Below are 15,261 nucleotides of genomic sequence, written 5' to 3' on the forward strand. Positions count from 1 at the left end.
GGCACACCCGCGGGCTATAACCCTCAGAAACCGACAGCCATTGAGAGCCCGAGCGCCGCCAGAAGCAGAATGCCCCGGACGGCGATACTCACCCGCCCAGGTTCCCGCTGCTTTTTCGCCCCTGGATTTTGGCCGGAGCTGCGGCGGCGCTTCTTCGTGGTCACAGCCCGGGCCGGCGCCTGGAACTGTGCGGCCTGATCCTGAGGCTCCCCCGGGAGAGGTTCGCCTGCCTGGCCGGTCCCTGGGTGTCTCTCCTCTGGGTGCTCCGCCACCACCTGGGCGTCCTGGGCGTGGGCTTCCCCTGCCCGGGCATCCCGTGACTGGGCATCCTTGGGACGGACCGGCAGAACCGGCCAGCGGATGATCAGCCCGGCAACGGCTGCTGCCAGGGCCGCCACGGAAACGGTCCACAGCGCGACCGCACCCGGGGACCCCGGGAACACCAGCCGGAGCATAACCGCCACGAACGCGACTTCCAGCACTGCGGCCAGCAGCGAGCGCCGGCTCGGCGCGGCCAGCCAGCCGTCCGGTTTCCAAGCGGAGACTGCTGTGGAGAGGCAGGACACCGCCACTACCCCGGGGACCAGCCACTGAAGAAGTCCCATCACAGCCCCCCGCGCAGCAGCTCCAGTGCTGCGTCTTCCTGACCGGAGGAAACGTTGGAGAGCAACACCACGGCACGGCCGCCGGCCCGGTCCAGGGCCACCATGGACCAGAAGCCGCCGGTCTGCCCGTTATGCCAGGTGATGTCGGGGCCTGCGCTGCTGTCGCCGCCGCTAACGCCAGCGTCTTCTCCACTCCCGGAGGAGGTGACCCAGGCCAGTCCGTAGCTGGTGGAGTCATCGTCCTTCCACTGCGGATCCAGTGAGGCTGTACCGGGTGCCGTTCCATCCAGCTGGGCCTGGGCATAAGCTGCCAGGTCAGCGGCGGTGGACCGGATGCCGCCAGCGGGGGCCGTTCCGTTTGCTGTCCAGGCTCCTTCGCGAAGTCCGCTGGCCGACCGGCCGGTGGGGGCGCCGTCGGGCAGGTTCGCCGCCGTGACCGGTGCGTGGGTGGCCGAAAGCTGCAGCGGAGTGATCAACCGATCCTTCAGAAGCCTCTCCCAGCTTTGTCCGGTGGCCTGTGCGAGGAGCTGGCCCAGGAAGGCGTAACCGAGATTGGAGTAGGCGATGGTGCCGCGGTCATGCAGCGCCGTGTCCTGCGCCTGCTCCAGGACCTCCGCCGGAGAAGCTCTGTACGGGTCCCGGTGCAGGAACTGTCCGGCCAGCAGCGGCTTCCAGGCCCCCGATCCCAGGGCCAGTCGCGGCAGCCCGGACCGGTGGCTGGCCAGTTCCGCCAGGGTGACCGTTCCAATCTCCGCGTGTGGGTCCTTCAGCTCATCCCCCAGGATGTCCGCCACCGTGGTCTCCAGCGTGACTTCACCACGCGCTACGGCGTCGGCGAGCAGCGAAGCGGTAAAAGTTTTACTGACTGATCCGATCTCGAATTCAGTGTGTTCGTCCGCGCCGAATCCGGCGTAGCGGACGCTGCCGCCGTCGATGTAGGCCACGGCGACCTGGTTCGCGGGGTTTTTCAGCAGCGGCTGGATGCGTTCCGCCAGGACTGCGTCCCCGGTGATGTCGGCCGAGAGTCTGGGCCACGGCATCATGCCCAGACCGCACACCAGGACGACGGCGGCTGCGAGTCCACCTGCCACGACCCGGGGTGTGAGTCTTCGGGATGTATCGTTGGTCCGTTTCACGTCAGTTTCCCCCGGCAGCAGCGGTAAGAATGGCCAACAGCGGAATGATCCGCGCCGGCGGGATTCGGTAGCGGGAGCGCGAGTGCGGAGCCAACCAACCGCGTGCCACCAACTGGTTGACGTGGTGATAGATCTGTCCGGAGGTGCCCGCATCGAGTTCTTCCACCAGTCCAGCCACGGTTTCAATGCCCCCGGCCACGGCTCGGAGGATAGCCAGGCGCACCGGGTTGCCCAAGGCGGCCAGGGACTCGGCGAATTGGGTCCACTCGGTGTCCAGCAGATGTGCGGTTTCCAACCCGTACTGGTATTCAAACCGCTCCCCGGCCGGTGTTGTGGCTGTTCCCGCAAAAAGGACAACGCCGGGATCGGGATAGCGCTCCCGGATACCGTTCAGCACCCAGAAGACGTCGTCCGGGGGCTGCCGGGGATTCTCCGTCCCTGCCCCCTCAGCTTCGAGGGCCGCAACCCGCTCCTCGAGTGCCCGCAGCCGGGCGTCAGCACTGTCATCCATGCGTCAAGAATTACGTAATTCTTTAATTTCTTCAAGAGTTACTGACAGGGAGTCTTCAGGGCTGCAGACCCTGGTCACCTCATCCGTTTGACCACCGTCCGCACCCCGGCGAAAGCGGCTCCCCCAGCCAGGACTCCGGCCAGGACCCAGGGGGCGCCCACGACGATGGGGTCGATCCACTGATGGTTCACGTCCGCCCTGCCACGGCCGGCGCGTGAAGCAAGCCCGCCGTGGCGGAACTCGCTCAGGACACCGGTCTCCGTGATCGGATTGTCCGGACGGAGGGTGGCAAGCGAGCGCACGTGGGCGCCAAAGGCGTCCACCCGGTCCGCTGCCAGCAGGATCAGCCAGTGCCCGGCCCGGGCTTCGCTGTAGCGGCGGTAGGCGTAGCGGCGCATCACTCCGGAGACGCCTTTGAGCGGGACGGCGGTACCGAAGACCGGAGTCAGCATCTGGTGCTCGATCGACCGTTCCCTCGGATAGGTTTCGTCCTGCCGGTCGGGGAAATCCCAGTGCGCCCCGGTGCGCCCGGGGTCGAACTGCAGTTTGGGAACGGAGGGGCGGTCCAGCGGGTTCAGGTCCGCGCCCCAGCCGGGGATGCGTTTGCGCAGCTCCTCGGCGGTGGGGACCGGGACAGGGTTCCGGGCGGTGTAGGCCATGGCGGGCTCCTTCGCAGGGTTCTAGGATGCGCTGGGCACAATGACGGGCTTGATGCAGCCATCGAGCTTGGAGGAGAAGATGTGGTACCCCTCCGCAATGTGTTCCAGCGGAATGCGGTGCGTGATGATGTCGCTGGGCGTGAGGTAGCCATTGCGGATGTGCTCGAACAGGCGTGGCCACTGCCGCTTCATCGGGCACTGGTTCATGTTCAGAGTCAGCCCCTTATTCAACGCGTCACCGAATTTCACGGCGTTAAAGAGGGGGCCGTACGCTCCCATGACGGAGACGGTCCCGCCCTTGCGCACCGAGTCGATGGCCCAGTTCAGAGCGACGGCCGATCCGCCCTGGAGTTTGAGTTTGGTGCCCGTGACGTGCTGCAGGAAGTTCCCGTCGGCTTCGGCACCAACGGCATCGATCGCCACGTCTGCGCCGAGGTAGCCGGTGTCCTTTTTCATTTGGACCACGATGTCGTCGTACTCCGTAAAGTTGTAGGTTTCGGCGTGGGCAAAGTCCCGGGCCTTCTCCAGCCGGTAGTCCAGATGGTCAATCACCAGGACCCGCCCGGCACCCATCAGCCAGGCGGACTTCGCAGCGTAAAGCCCCACCGGCCCGGCACCGAAGACCACCACGGTGTCGCGTTCCCGGATGTCCCCCAGCTGGGCCCCGAAATAGCCGGTGGCCAGCGCGTCAGTGCACATCAGGGCGTCTTCGGCGTCCATCCAGTCCGGAATCGGGGAGGGCCCGACGTCGGCGAACGGCACCCGCACATACTCCGCCTGACCGCCGTCGTACCCGCCGGTGGTGTGGGAGTAGCCGTACAGAGCACCGACCGCCGTCGCGTTGGGGTTCACGTTGTGGCAATTGGAGTACAGGCCGCGGACGCAGAACCAGCAGGAGCCGCAGTAAATGTTGGCAGGGACCATCACACGGTCCCCCGGTTTGAGGTTCTGAACCGAGGACCCCACTTCCTCAACCACCCCGATGAACTCGTGCCCAAATGTGGTGCCCACCCGGGTATCCGGCATTAGTCCGTGGTAAAGGTGCAGGTCCGAGCCGCAAATCGCGGCGAGGGTCACGCGGATGATCGCATCATTGGGATGTTCCAGGCGCGGCATGTCTTTTTCTTCAACCCGCACTTTGTACGGGCCGCGGTAAACCATTGCTTCCACTGGTCCTCCTCATCGGCGAGCAGATAGTAAGCAACCCTCACATGCCGGTTTCGCGGTGGTCAACGCCTTCCCGGTGTTGACGCCCGGCAGCCGGCATTCCCTGCCGTGCGTCAGTACTGGCGCCGCACCGCCGCCCGGTACCGCTCCAGCAGCTCCGGCTCCGGAGCCGCTGAGACCGTTGCCGAGTCCTGGGTTTTCCAGGCGGGCCATTCGCCCGTGAGGACTGCCGCGGCCTGCCGGGCGGCGCCGTCGGCCACATACTCCCCGGGCTCGGGAACCTCCACAGGCAGTCCGAGCACGGCGGACAAAGTCTGCTGCATCGCTGCCGACCGTGCTCCGCCGCCCACCAGAATGACCCGCTGCGCCGCGATCCCCAGACCGGTGACTGCCTGGAAGGCGTCCGCCAGGGAACAGGCCACTCCCTCGAAGGCAGCGCGGGCCAGGTTAGCGGGCGCGTAGTTTGCCAGGGTCATTCCATGGAGGCTGGCCTCGGCCTCCGGCAGGTTGGGGGTACGCTCCCCCTCGAAATAGGGAATCAGGGACAGTCCGCCCGCACCAGGCTCCGCTGTCAGGGCGAGGTCCGTCAGCGCGGCCAGGTCAACGCCGAGCACGGCAGCGGTGGCATCGAACACGCGTGAGGCGTTGAGGGTGCAGGCCAGCGGAAGGAAATTGCCGGTGGCATCGGCAAACCCGGCCACGAGCCCCGTCGCATCCGCCGTGGGAGCGTCGGCGACGGCGAACACCGTGCCCGAGGTGCCAACTGAAACCACGATGTCCCCCACTCCGGCGCCCACCCCCAGCGCGGCTCCGGCGTTGTCCCCGGTGCCCGGCGCAATAACGGCACCGGCCGGTGTCCGCAGTCCGGCTTCGAGCGGCCCCAGGACCACGGGCAGCACAGGGACATGGCCCAGCGTTGTTTTGAGGACGTCCGGCAGATACTCTCCCGTGGCCGGTGACCAGTAGCCGGTGCCGGACGCATCGGAGCGGTCAGTCCGCAGCGCGGCCAGTCCGTCAGCTCCGCTCCCCGGCCCGTACCCGGCCAGCCGCCAGGACAGCCAGTCATGCGGCAGGCAGACTGCAGCTGTCCGGGCAGCGTTTTCCGGCTCGTTCTCAGCCAGCCAGCGCAGTTTCGCCGCCGTGATGGACGCGACCGGCACGGTGCCGGATGTCTCGGCCCAGTAGCGCGCGCCGTCCGGGCCGGCCTCGGCAACCAGGTTTTCCGCGGCCGCCGCGGACCGGGTGTCGTTCCACAGCAGAGCGGGCCGCACCACGGCGCCGTCTGCGTCCAGGCACACCATTCCATGCTGCTGCCCGGAGACGGCCACCGCGGCGACGTCGTCAAGTCCGCCGGCAGCGTCCGCCGCTTCAATCAGCGCCTGCCACCAGGTTTCCGGATCAACTTCCGTTCCCGGAGCGTGTCTCGCTGTTCCCTGGCGGTGCAGCGCACCGGTATCGGCGTCGCGGATCACAACCTTGCAGGACTGCGTGGAGCTGTCCACACCTGCGACAAGCGGCATAACTGACCTTTCCGGTGAGGCACGGGAATCAGCACCCGAAACCTTGAATGATAATAAACGACGGGTGCCCAGCCGCCCGTACGGGGCGGCTGGGCTGCCGGACAACGATTGAGCTGCCCCCGGACAACGACGGCGGAAGCCGGCCCGGGCGGGTGGGTCAGCGGGCGCCGAGCAGGTGTTCCAGCGCCAGCTGGTTCAACCGGACAAAGGCGAAGGACCGCTGGGCCGCGGCCTCGGCGTCGAACTCTTCGTAGGCGGCCGGGTCTGCGATCAGTGCGGCGGCCGTTTCCCCGGCGGCCAGGGTGGGCTGGCCCAGCTCGTAGACGCCGGAGGTTTCGAGGGCTTCACGGACCTCCGGGTCTGCGCGGAAGGCCTGGGCCCGTTCCTTGAGCAGCAGGTACATGGACATGTTCGCTGCTGCCGAGTCCCAGACGCCGTCGTAGCCATCGGTACGGGAGGGCTTGTAGTCAAAGTGCCGCGGCCCTTCATAGACTGGTCCGCCGCCCGGGAACCCGTTCTCCAGCAGATCCACAGTGAAGAAAGCGCTGGTCAGGTCGCCGTGGCCAAAGACCAGGTCCTGGTCGTACTTGATGGACTTCTGCCCGTTGAGGTCGATGTGGAACAGCTTGCCCGCCCACAGTGCCTGCGCAAGACCGTGGGTGTAGTTCAGCCCGGCCATCTGCTCGTGCCCGGTCTCCGGGTTCAGGCCCACGATGTCCCCGTGCTCGAGCTCCGCGATGAACGCCAGCGCGTGCCCGACCGTGGGGAGGAAAATATCGCCCCGGGGTTCGTTGGGCTTGGGCTCCAGCGCGATCCGGAGGTTATAGCCCTGGTCCTTGATGTAGCCGGCGGCGGTGTCCACGCCTTCCTTCATCCGGTCGAACGCAGCGGCGAAGTCCTTGGAACCGTCGTACTCGGCCCCTTCCCGTCCGCCCCACATCACGAACGTTTCCGCGCCCAGCTCCGCGGCGAGGTCCAGGTTCCGCAGCACCTTGCGCAGCGCGAAGCGGCGCACGGAACGGTCGTTGGAGGTGAAGCCGCCGTCCTTGAAGACCGGATGGCTGAACAGGTTGGTGGTGATCATGGGAACCTTCAGCCCGGCTTCCTGAATTGCCGACCGGAAACGCTTCAGGATGAGTTCGCGGTCCTGGTTCGAGGAGCCGAACGGAATGAGGTCATCGTCATGGAAGGTGACTCCGTAGGCTCCGAGGTCGGCGAGCTTCTGGACCGCCTCGACCGGGTCAAGAGCAGCCCTGGTGGGGGCACCGAACGGATCATTTCCGGTCCATCCCACCGTCCAGAGTCCAAAAGTGAAGTGGTCCGCAGGGGTTGGCGTCTTTGGCATGTGCTCTGCTCCAAATCGAAAGTTCTGAATTAGTTGTGATCCACAACATATCCACGCGTATGTGGGGTGTCAATGGTTTCCCCGGGGACGGTCTGCCGGTTTAGGCGCCTGCAGTTTGCTGTTCCGTGCAACAATCGAACGTCCCCAATCGCCGCTCGAAGGATTCTGCGCATGCCGACCAAGCCGGGCAGTGAAAGCATCCGGATCCGGAACCTTTCCCGCGTCCTGGCACTGCTGCACCGCCGCGGACCCCTCCCCCGCGCCGAACTCACCCGGCTCACCGGTTTCAACCGTTCCACGGTCGGCGCCCTGACCACCGAGCTGGCGCGCCTCGGCCTGGCCTATGAAACCGAAGCCCCCGCGGCCGGCCGCGCCGGCCGCCCCAGTCCCCTGGTGCATCCCAACGAGCGGGTTGCAGTGCTCGCTGTCCATCCCGACGTCGACGCCGTCACCGTGGGTCTGGTGGGACTGGGCGGCAAGGTGCACCGGCGGGTCCGCTGCAATGCTGCCAGCCCAAGCGTGCCGGAAACCGTGAACATCACCAAGACCGTCGTGGGCAGCATGGCCTCAGCTCTGGCAGCCATGGACCGGGTGGTCGGCATCGGCGCGGCCGTACCGGGCCTGGTCGACAGCTCCGACGGGTCGGTCCGCCTCGCCCCGCATCTGGGCTGGAAAAACGAGCCGCTGGCAGCCGCACTCAGCTCCGCCCTGTCCCTTCCGGCCTGGGCCGGCAACGACGCCACCCTGGGCACCCTGGCCGAGAGCACTTTCGGTGCAGGTATTGGCCAGGACAATGTGGTGTACCTGAATGGAAGCGCCAGCGGCATCGGCGGCGGCGCTGTAGTGGGCGGAATTCCATTGAGCGGAGCTGACGGATTCGCCGGGGAGCTGGGCCACACGCTGGTGCGCACCGGCGGGCTGCCCTGCCACTGCGGGCGCCGCGGCTGCCTGGAGACCGAGGTCAACCTTGCCGGCCTGCTCGAAGTACTGGGACTGCAGACCGCTGACCTGGACCAGCTGGAGGCAGCCATGCGTACCCAGGAGTCCCCCGGCCTCCGGGAAACCGCCGGCCGGCAGCTGGATCTGCTCGGCGAGGCAGTCGTGAACTTCGTAAACATCTTCAATCCCCGGACCGTCCTGCTCGGCGGTTTTCTGGGGGTTCTCTGGGCCTTCGATCCGCAGCGGCTGCAGAACATCGTCGCCCAGGGAGCGATCAGCGGGCTGGGCGGGTCGGTGGATATCCGGCGCGCCGCCCTGGGAGCCGACCTGCTGTTGGTGGGCGCCGCAGAACTCGCCTTTGCGCCGCTGCTGGCAAGGCCGGCACCCTCCGTGCCGGGCCTGGCAGAAACCCGATAAGTCACCCTCCCGGGCCGGGCCGCACCTCAGGTTTTCGGAGCCGCACTCCCCCGGCCGCCGTCGTCGTCCGCCAGCATGTGCGGGGCATTGGTGACCACCAGCCAGGCGGGCAGCACCGCCAGGCACAGCAGCGCGGTGACCGACACATCGCCGGTAATCACGACGGCGATGAACAGGGCCAGCCAGCCGTCTCGGGCGGCGGCCAGGACCAGCCCCAGCACGGCCGCGGAAACCACCACACTCACCGGCACCTCGGGGACCAGGGCGCCGGCCGCCAGCCCGAAAGCAACACCGATGAACACCGAGGGGAAGATCCGGCCGCCGCGGAATCCTGCTGCGGCGGCGGTCACCAGGGCACACAGCTTGACGACCGCCAGCAACAGGAGCGTTCCGAAGGACTCACCCGGGGTGCTGAGGAGTTTGCTGGATTCCTCAGCACCCTTGAACAGGGTGAGGGGTCCGCCGATTACGCCGAGCAGCCCCAGCAGCGCACCGCCAAGAGTGGTGAACAGGACAGGGTTCTGCAGCCGATGAAACATCCGGTGTGCCCAGCGGAAGGCGAAAATCCCCAGCAGCCCGAAAGCCGCGGCAAGCGGCGCGATGATCATGGCCGCCAGGATGTCCCAGCCGTTGACGTTCTCTGCAGCCGGCACCGTGATGTCCAGGAGGGTTCCACCGACCAGGTTCATGGTTACGGCACCTGCACCGGCGGCAACCAGGGGCAGGAAGAGCTTGTCGAACAGCGCACCTGCCCCGGCCGTGGACCCGACTATGCCGGTGAACAACAGGGCCGCGGCCACAGGGGTTCCAAAGAGGGCGCCCACCGTGCCGGCAATCGTCATTCCGACAATCAGCTTGCCCGGCACTTTCGGAAAGAGCCGGCCGACCAGGACGGTGAGCACTGCGGCGTTGATGGCAATGATCGGGTTCTCCGGACCGAGGCTCACCCCGCCGGCCAGCCCGAGGACCGCCGCGGCGGCAAGGCTTGGGACGACGCCGATGGGCAGCGCGGACTCCGCCAGTTCAGACTCCGCGGAGTCCGGTCCGGCGTGGCCGGGCACGTAGCGCGCGATGAGTCCGACGGCGGCTCCCGTCAGGGTCAGCATTCCGAAGATCCACCAGCCGCTCTCCGGATCCATGCCTACCGCACCGGGGAGGTCTTCCCAGAGCAGGAGCTGGAGCAGGTGAGCCGCTTCGTCCAGGCCAAAGAGGATCAGCCCCGAGACCACACCGATCAGAATGGCAGGCACTGTGAGCGCCGCGAGGGTCCGGACACGGCGCTGCGCCAGGACGCCGTCGCTTGAGGTATCAGACATGGTGCCATCCCTGGCCGGCCGGAGCGGAGGACTGTTTCTGCGGTTTGCTCAGGCTACGCGTTCGCCCCGGCCCCCGGACAGGGAACGGGCCCGGAACCGGCGGCGGGGGCCGCATCCGCCGGCCTGCCGCCGTCGTCGGTCTGCCTGCGCCCGCGCGGTCCCGGCCGTCCCCGCGGTCTCGGCCATATCTGCCGGCTCACTGCTGCCGGTTTTACCGCTCCTTGGCCAGCAGCCGCTCGACCCGGGGTTTCACCTCGGTTGCCAGCAGATTGACCGATTCGAGGAAGTGCTCGTGCGGGGTCCCGCCGAGGTCCATCTGCAGGAAGTGGCGCATATGCCCCATGTATCCGTGGAGGTGGACGATGCGCTCGGCGACGTCATCAGGATCGCCGATGTAGTAAGCGCCCGGTGCCTCCGCCTGCGCCAGGTAGTCCCGCTTATCCGGTGCCGGCCAGCCGCGCAGCCGGCCCATTTCGACGTTGAGGTTGTGCCAGCCGGGGTAGAACCGGTCCAGGGCTTCCTGCTTGGTCGGTGCGATCAGGCCCATGGCCGCCACGGAGACCTTGATGTTCTCGCCGGTGTGGCCGGCCTGGGCAGCTGACTGGCGGTACAGCTGGGCCAGCGGCGCGAACCGGTGCGGTGCGCCGCCGATGATGCCGTAGGAAACGGGCAGCCCCATCCTTCCGGCACGGGCCGACGACGGCGCGCTGCCGCCGGTGGCGAGCCAGATGGGCAGCTGCCCGCGGACCGGCCGGGGCACCACGGCGTAGTCGGACAGGGCGGGGCGGACGGTGCCGTTCCAGCTGACGTTCTCGGTTTTGCTGTTGTTTAGCGTCAGCAGCAGGTCCAGCTTCTGCGAGAACAGTTCGTCGTAGTCGGTCAGGTCGTACCCGAACAGCGGAAAGGTCTCCACCGAGGAGCCACGGCCGGCCGTGATTTCGATCCGGCCGCCGCCGGAGACCGCGTCCGCCGTCGTGAACTGCTGGAACACCCGGACCGGATCATCCGTGCCGATAATGCTGGCGGCACTGCCGAGCTTGATCCGGCGGGTCGCGGCCGCCGCGGCGGCGATCAGCGCCCCGGGCGAGGAAGCGGGCATGCTCACGGTGTGGTGTTCGCCGATGCCGAAGTAGTCCAGTCCCGCCTGGTCAGCCAGCACGATGGCATCGAAGAGATTGCGGATCGCTTCACCCGTAGGCCGCGGCGTCCCGTCGGGGTTCAGCTGGGTGTCGCCGAAGCTGTAGGCGCCGATTTCCATGTGTTTCTCCTCGCGTGACCGGGCTGTCTGGCCGGTGTTGCTGTGCTGTTGATGTTGTGCTGATGCGGCGAGGTTCAGCCAGCCGGGGAGGCTGCCAGGGCTTCCTCGAGCAGGGCGCGCAGTGCCGAGGCGGTGTGCGGACCGTTGAAGGCCGGGGTGCCGGGCTGGAATCCGCGGCCGGCAGCCAGCGGTCCGGCGTCGACGGGGTCGTAGCCCAGGGCATTGATGAAGTCCGCGGCGCTGGCCCTGGCCGCGGCATCGTCGCCGGCGACAGCCAGGGCGCGGCGTCCCGGGGTGCCGGGAGCGGCGCCGTCGGCTTCCAGGTCGTGATAGCCAATGTGGTTCAGGGTCTTGACGACGTTGGATCCGGCCAGGAAGTCCTGGACAACCTCGCTGCTGCCGCGCAGGCCGTCCTCAAAGTCGGCAAGTGTGCCGTCAATCGGAGCCCAGTAGTTCATCGCGTCGATCACGGTTTTCCCGGCCAGGGCCTCCGGGGAGAGCGTGCGGAAGCGGTGCAGCGGCACGGCCACCACCACCAGGTCCGCCTGTGCAGCATCGGACGCGTCCACAGCGGTGGCGCCCGGGGTGATGATTTCCACCAGCAGCGCGTTCTCCGCGGCCGGCCGGGAGGTGGCGATCTTGACGTTGAAGCCGGCTTTCAGTGCCTGGCGGGCGACGGCGGTGCCCACGCGGCCCGCGCCCAGGACGCCGACCGTCCGGACCTGGCCGGACTGGCTTTGACTGGTTCGGTCCTGGCTCATCGTGCTCCTTCCGGATGGTTGCGTCGGCGCCCGGCTTCCTGCACAGGGCGCGGCAAAATCCTTCTCAAAGCTTAGGGAGCGGCCCACTTTTATGCAAATGCATGTACTTTTGCCGCCGGACTGCCTGAGTCCGGATACGCGGATCCAAAAAGTGGCACTGGGACAGCCGGAGCAACCCTGGCCGTTAAACGCAGACGACGGCGGCAACTGGCGTGCCGCCGTCGCCGGCGTTTAGCTGGTATCGCCCGCTCAGTTCAGCCTGCTTGCTGGCGGACCGGGAGCAGCGGGGCGAAGAATTCGCCGAGCTCCGCCGTCGCATTCAGCGGGAGTACGTTGGCCACATACTGGTCGGGGCGGACCACCACCATGACGCCGCCGCGGTCCAGGCCGCGCTGGTCGAAGATGTCCGCTTCCGGATCGGCGCCGAAGACCTTGCCCAGATCGGTGAGCCGGAACGGACCAACCTCCGGCTTGAAGACTGCCGGCACGGCGTTGATGTCGATCCCGTGATGGTCCTGCTGGTAAATGACTTTGACATCGAACCAGGCGTCACGGTCCGCGCCGGCCGGGGTCGCGGCCAGCGGCGAGTCCGGGGCGTTCTGCAGCCAGTCGGCCAGCGCGGCAACCTTCGAGGCTTCGCCCGCCTGCGCGGCGTCGGCAAAAACGTAGATCCGCCAGCGCCCGTCCGCCTTCGCCAGGTGGCCCAGCTGCACGGGGTTCGTGTCGCTGACCCGCATCACCGGCGCGGACTTGAAGCGCTTGCCGATCGGGAATCCTGCAGCCAGGCCCTGGTGTTCCGCTTCGCCGATGAGCATGGACGGGGTGTACTCGGTCATAAAGCCGGCAGGAAATTCGGCCGTGCTGACGTAGAAGTCCTCAAGGTCCGAAGGATTCTCAAACTCCTCCGGCTTCTTGGCCATCAGGGTGGACCATTCCTTATCGAAGTCGATGAGGTTCTTCGCAACGACCTGGCGTTCGGCGGAATAGGTGGACAGCAGGCTTTCCGGACTGCGTCCGTCCAGCACGTGGCCGAGCTTCCAGGCAATGTTGAAGCCGTCCTGCATGGACACGTTCATACCCTGGCCGGCCTTGGCACTGTGGGTGTGGCAGGCGTCGCCGGTGATAAATACCCGCGGGGTGCGGGTGCCGACGTCCTCGGGCAGAACGTCGTCGAACCGGTCGGTGAGCCGGTGGCCCACTTCGTAGACGCTGTGCCAGGCGACGTTGCGCACGTCCAGGGTATAGGGGTGCAGGATCGCGTTGGCCTTGGCGATGATCTCGTCGATGCTGGTCTGGCGGACGGCTCCATTGTCCCCCTCGGGCACCTCCCCGAGGTCCACGTACATGCGGAACAGGTGGCCGCCTTCGCGCGGAATGTGCAGGATCGAGCCGCCGTTGGAGGACTGGATGGCGCACTTGGTGCGGATGTCCGGGAAGTCGGTGGAGGCCAGGACGTCCATAACCCCCCAGGCGTGGTTCGCGGCGTCGCCCGCCAGAGTGGAGCCGATTGACTGGCGGACCTTGCTGCGGGCGCCGTCGCAGCCCACCACGTATTTGGCCTTGACCGTGCGCTCGGCGCCCTCGTCTTCTCCGGCGGTGCGGCGCAGGGTGACGCTGACCGGGTACTCGGCGTCGTCGTCGACCTCCAGGTCCACGAATTCGTAGCCGTAGTCGGGCTTCATCCGGGCCGGTGAGTTGGTCATGAACCGAGCAAAGTAGTCCAGCACGCGGGCCTGGTTCACGATCAGGTGTGGGAACTCGCTGATGCCGGCCGGGTCATCCAGGGCACGGCCGGAGCGGACGATATTTTCCGGATTCTCCGGATCCGGTCGCCAGAAGCACATTTCGGTGATCCGGTAGGCCTCGGCGATGATCTCCTCGGCGAATCCAAAGGCCTGGAAGGTCTCCACGCTTCGGGCTTGAATGCCGTCCGCCTGGCCGATCACCAGGCGCCCGAGCCGGCGCTCCACAATCCGCGTGGTGATGTTCGGGAACTGGGACAGCTGTGCGGCGGCGAGCATCCCGGCCGGACCGGAGCCGACGATCAGTACGTCAACTTCATCAGGGAGTTCTTCCGGCCGGTCAAGGCCGACGCCGGCCGCCGGCTCGACCCGCGGGTCTCCGGATACGTAGCCGTGGTGGTGGAACTGCACGGGTGTCCTCACTTCATTGTGTCTGCGACGGTGGGTGTCGTACATGGACCGATTCTGTTCGATATTTGAACAATCGGTTCAATAGTTGAATTGCGATCGGTGTAGACACTGTACTGGTGACATGACGCAGGTCACAAGTGGGGTGCAGTATGTGACTGGGTGCGCAGGGACGTGGACCGGGTTGGTGGGGTTGGCTGGGGTGGCCGCGTTGCCCGCGTTGGTCGAGTTGGCGGCGCTGGCCGTGTGCTGCGACGTCGTTGCGCGGAGGATAGGCAAGCGGCGGGCTACTGGGTCGCCCAGCTGGCCTCGCGTGGACCATTGAAGCCCAGGGTCTCTTCAACCAGGACACGGTCGCCTGGAATAGCCGTCGGCGGAACATCCATGCAGACCTCATACTGGGCCTGCCCGCCGTTTTCGAGCGTAGGAACGGAGGTTCCCTGAAGATCAAGGACCGCGGTGCAGGTCGATTCGCTGTACTGCCGGCTGTCCGAGCCGACAAAGCTGGTGCTCAAATCCAGCCAGGGATCGCCCTCCGCGTTTCCGTTGTAGACAACGTCCAGGGTAATCAGGACGTACTGGCCGGAGGGCGGCTGGTTAAACGGGTTGAAGTTCACGATCGCATCGGTGGCATCGAGCTGCACGCCGGATACGGTCACGGAGTACTCACCAATCTCGGCAGCGGACCCGATCGGCAGGAGATTAGGTGCTGGAGTGCCGCTGCCCGAGCCAGCTCCGGTGCCGGCAGTACCGGTGCCGGTGCCGGAAGTACCGGTAGTCGCCGGGGCAGAGGTTCCCGTGCTGTTCCCGTAGGGTCCTGCGGTGTCCCCGTACATCGAGTCGCGCAAACTGCTGAAGAATGCCGACACAAGCGCGATGGCGATGATGGACGCAATGACGGCCAAGCCGGAAACGATGGTGCCGGCAATGGACAGCCCCTTCGCAGAGGTCCGCCGCCGAACGGCGATCACTAGGGCTGCAACAGAGAGCGCCAGGCCCACCAGGGCAACGATGAGAGCGATCACGTTCAAAAACGGTACCCAGCAGAGCACCAAACCAACGACGCCGAGAATCAGGCCGGCGAGCGCCAGTCCCCGGCCCTGGTTAGACGGTGGGCCGGTCGGCGGGTAGCCGTTGCCATAGTTGTACATCGGATCATTTGGCTGAGTACCCATGGTTGCCTCGCAGTGTCCGGACGCCGCAGGCAAGTGGCCGGTTTCCGGGCCCTTGCCAGCTATGGCGTCAATGGTTCCGGGTCCCTCCACCGTAGGAGCGGTCAGGATGCCCGGCAAGGCGTTGCCGCTAAGGTCCCGGAGCGTGCACTGCTCCCTGGTGCTTCAAACGGGCCGCACCTGAAAGGTCGGAAGCACCGGAGCGTCCGGCCGGCTAGGACGGCTAGGTGTACTCAGACAGCAGGTTGATTACACCGGTTGATGGGTGCTTTGCCTCCGAGGCTGCCGTGCGGGCGTTGATGGTT

The 15,261-nt window shown here is 66.7% G+C and carries 13 protein-coding genes; 1 reads left to right on the forward strand and 12 read right to left on the reverse strand.

Annotated features, from left to right (window positions below; genetic code table 11):
- Window positions 1–23: 23 nt before the first annotated feature.
- The 7 genes from H9639_RS16245 to xylA form a co-directional block, all read right to left on the reverse strand.
- Window positions 24–605, reverse strand: a complete 582-nt coding sequence (locus H9639_RS16245) for a hypothetical protein (protein ID WP_191809106.1) — start codon at window positions 603–605, stop codon at window positions 24–26.
- Window positions 605–1,741 carry a serine hydrolase domain-containing protein gene (locus H9639_RS16250; protein WP_191809107.1) on the reverse strand — a complete coding sequence of 379 codons (1,137 nt, stop codon included), beginning with the start codon at window positions 1,739–1,741 and terminating at the stop codon, window positions 605–607. Before H9639_RS16250 ends, H9639_RS16245 begins: the two co-directional genes overlap by 1 nt.
- 1 nt (window position 1,742) lies before the next feature.
- Window positions 1,743–2,252 (reverse strand): ArsR/SmtB family transcription factor, encoded by a 510-nt coding sequence (locus H9639_RS16255; protein ID WP_191809108.1) that lies wholly within the window; start codon window positions 2,250–2,252, stop codon window positions 1,743–1,745.
- Between the two features lie 74 nt (window positions 2,253–2,326).
- A complete protein-coding gene (locus tag H9639_RS16260; protein WP_191809109.1) occupies window positions 2,327–2,911 on the reverse strand; it encodes a hypothetical protein in 585 nt (194 codons plus the stop codon).
- 21 nt (window positions 2,912–2,932) lie between these two features.
- Window positions 2,933–4,081 (reverse strand): zinc-dependent alcohol dehydrogenase, encoded by a 1,149-nt coding sequence (locus tag H9639_RS16265; RefSeq protein WP_191809110.1) that lies wholly within the window; start codon window positions 4,079–4,081, stop codon window positions 2,933–2,935.
- A gap of 110 nt (window positions 4,082–4,191) precedes the next feature.
- Window positions 4,192–5,598 carry a xylulokinase gene (locus H9639_RS16270; protein WP_191809111.1) on the reverse strand — a complete coding sequence of 469 codons (1,407 nt, stop codon included), beginning with the start codon at window positions 5,596–5,598 and terminating at the stop codon, window positions 4,192–4,194.
- 157 nt (window positions 5,599–5,755) lie between these two features.
- On the reverse strand, window positions 5,756–6,943 hold the full coding sequence (gene xylA / locus H9639_RS16275) for a xylose isomerase (RefSeq protein WP_191809112.1): 1,188 nt from the start codon (window positions 6,941–6,943) through the stop codon (window positions 5,756–5,758).
- Window positions 6,944–7,114: 171 nt separating this feature from the next.
- Between xylA and H9639_RS16280 the strand changes: the two genes are divergently transcribed.
- Complete coding sequence (locus H9639_RS16280; RefSeq protein ID WP_191809113.1) at window positions 7,115–8,299, forward strand: ROK family transcriptional regulator; 1,185 nt, start codon at window positions 7,115–7,117, stop codon at window positions 8,297–8,299.
- A gap of 26 nt (window positions 8,300–8,325) precedes the next feature.
- On the opposite strand, the gene H9639_RS16285 is transcribed toward H9639_RS16280, so the two are convergent.
- From H9639_RS16285 to H9639_RS16305, 5 genes are all read right to left on the reverse strand, one after another.
- On the reverse strand, window positions 8,326–9,615 hold the full coding sequence (locus tag H9639_RS16285) for an ion channel protein (RefSeq protein WP_191809114.1): 1,290 nt from the start codon (window positions 9,613–9,615) through the stop codon (window positions 8,326–8,328).
- A gap of 211 nt (window positions 9,616–9,826) precedes the next feature.
- Window positions 9,827–10,873 (reverse strand): LLM class flavin-dependent oxidoreductase, encoded by a 1,047-nt coding sequence (locus H9639_RS16290; protein ID WP_191809115.1) that lies wholly within the window; start codon window positions 10,871–10,873, stop codon window positions 9,827–9,829.
- 74 nt (window positions 10,874–10,947) lie between these two features.
- On the reverse strand, window positions 10,948–11,634 hold the full coding sequence (locus H9639_RS16295) for an NADPH-dependent F420 reductase (RefSeq protein WP_191809116.1): 687 nt from the start codon (window positions 11,632–11,634) through the stop codon (window positions 10,948–10,950).
- Window positions 11,635–11,888: 254 nt separating this feature from the next.
- Window positions 11,889–13,787, reverse strand: a complete 1,899-nt coding sequence (locus H9639_RS16300; protein ID WP_191809142.1) for an FAD-binding monooxygenase — start codon at window positions 13,785–13,787, stop codon at window positions 11,889–11,891.
- A gap of 284 nt (window positions 13,788–14,071) precedes the next feature.
- Window positions 14,072–14,959: a DUF4190 domain-containing protein gene (locus H9639_RS16305; protein ID WP_191809117.1), complete on the reverse strand. Its 888-nt coding sequence runs from the start codon at window positions 14,957–14,959 to the stop codon at window positions 14,072–14,074.
- Between the last annotated feature and the right edge of the window lie 302 nt (window positions 14,960–15,261).

Origin of the sequence: Arthrobacter gallicola (assembly GCF_014836775.1) — a bacterium.
Classification (GTDB): domain Bacteria; phylum Actinomycetota; class Actinomycetes; order Actinomycetales; family Micrococcaceae; genus Arthrobacter_B; species Arthrobacter_B gallicola.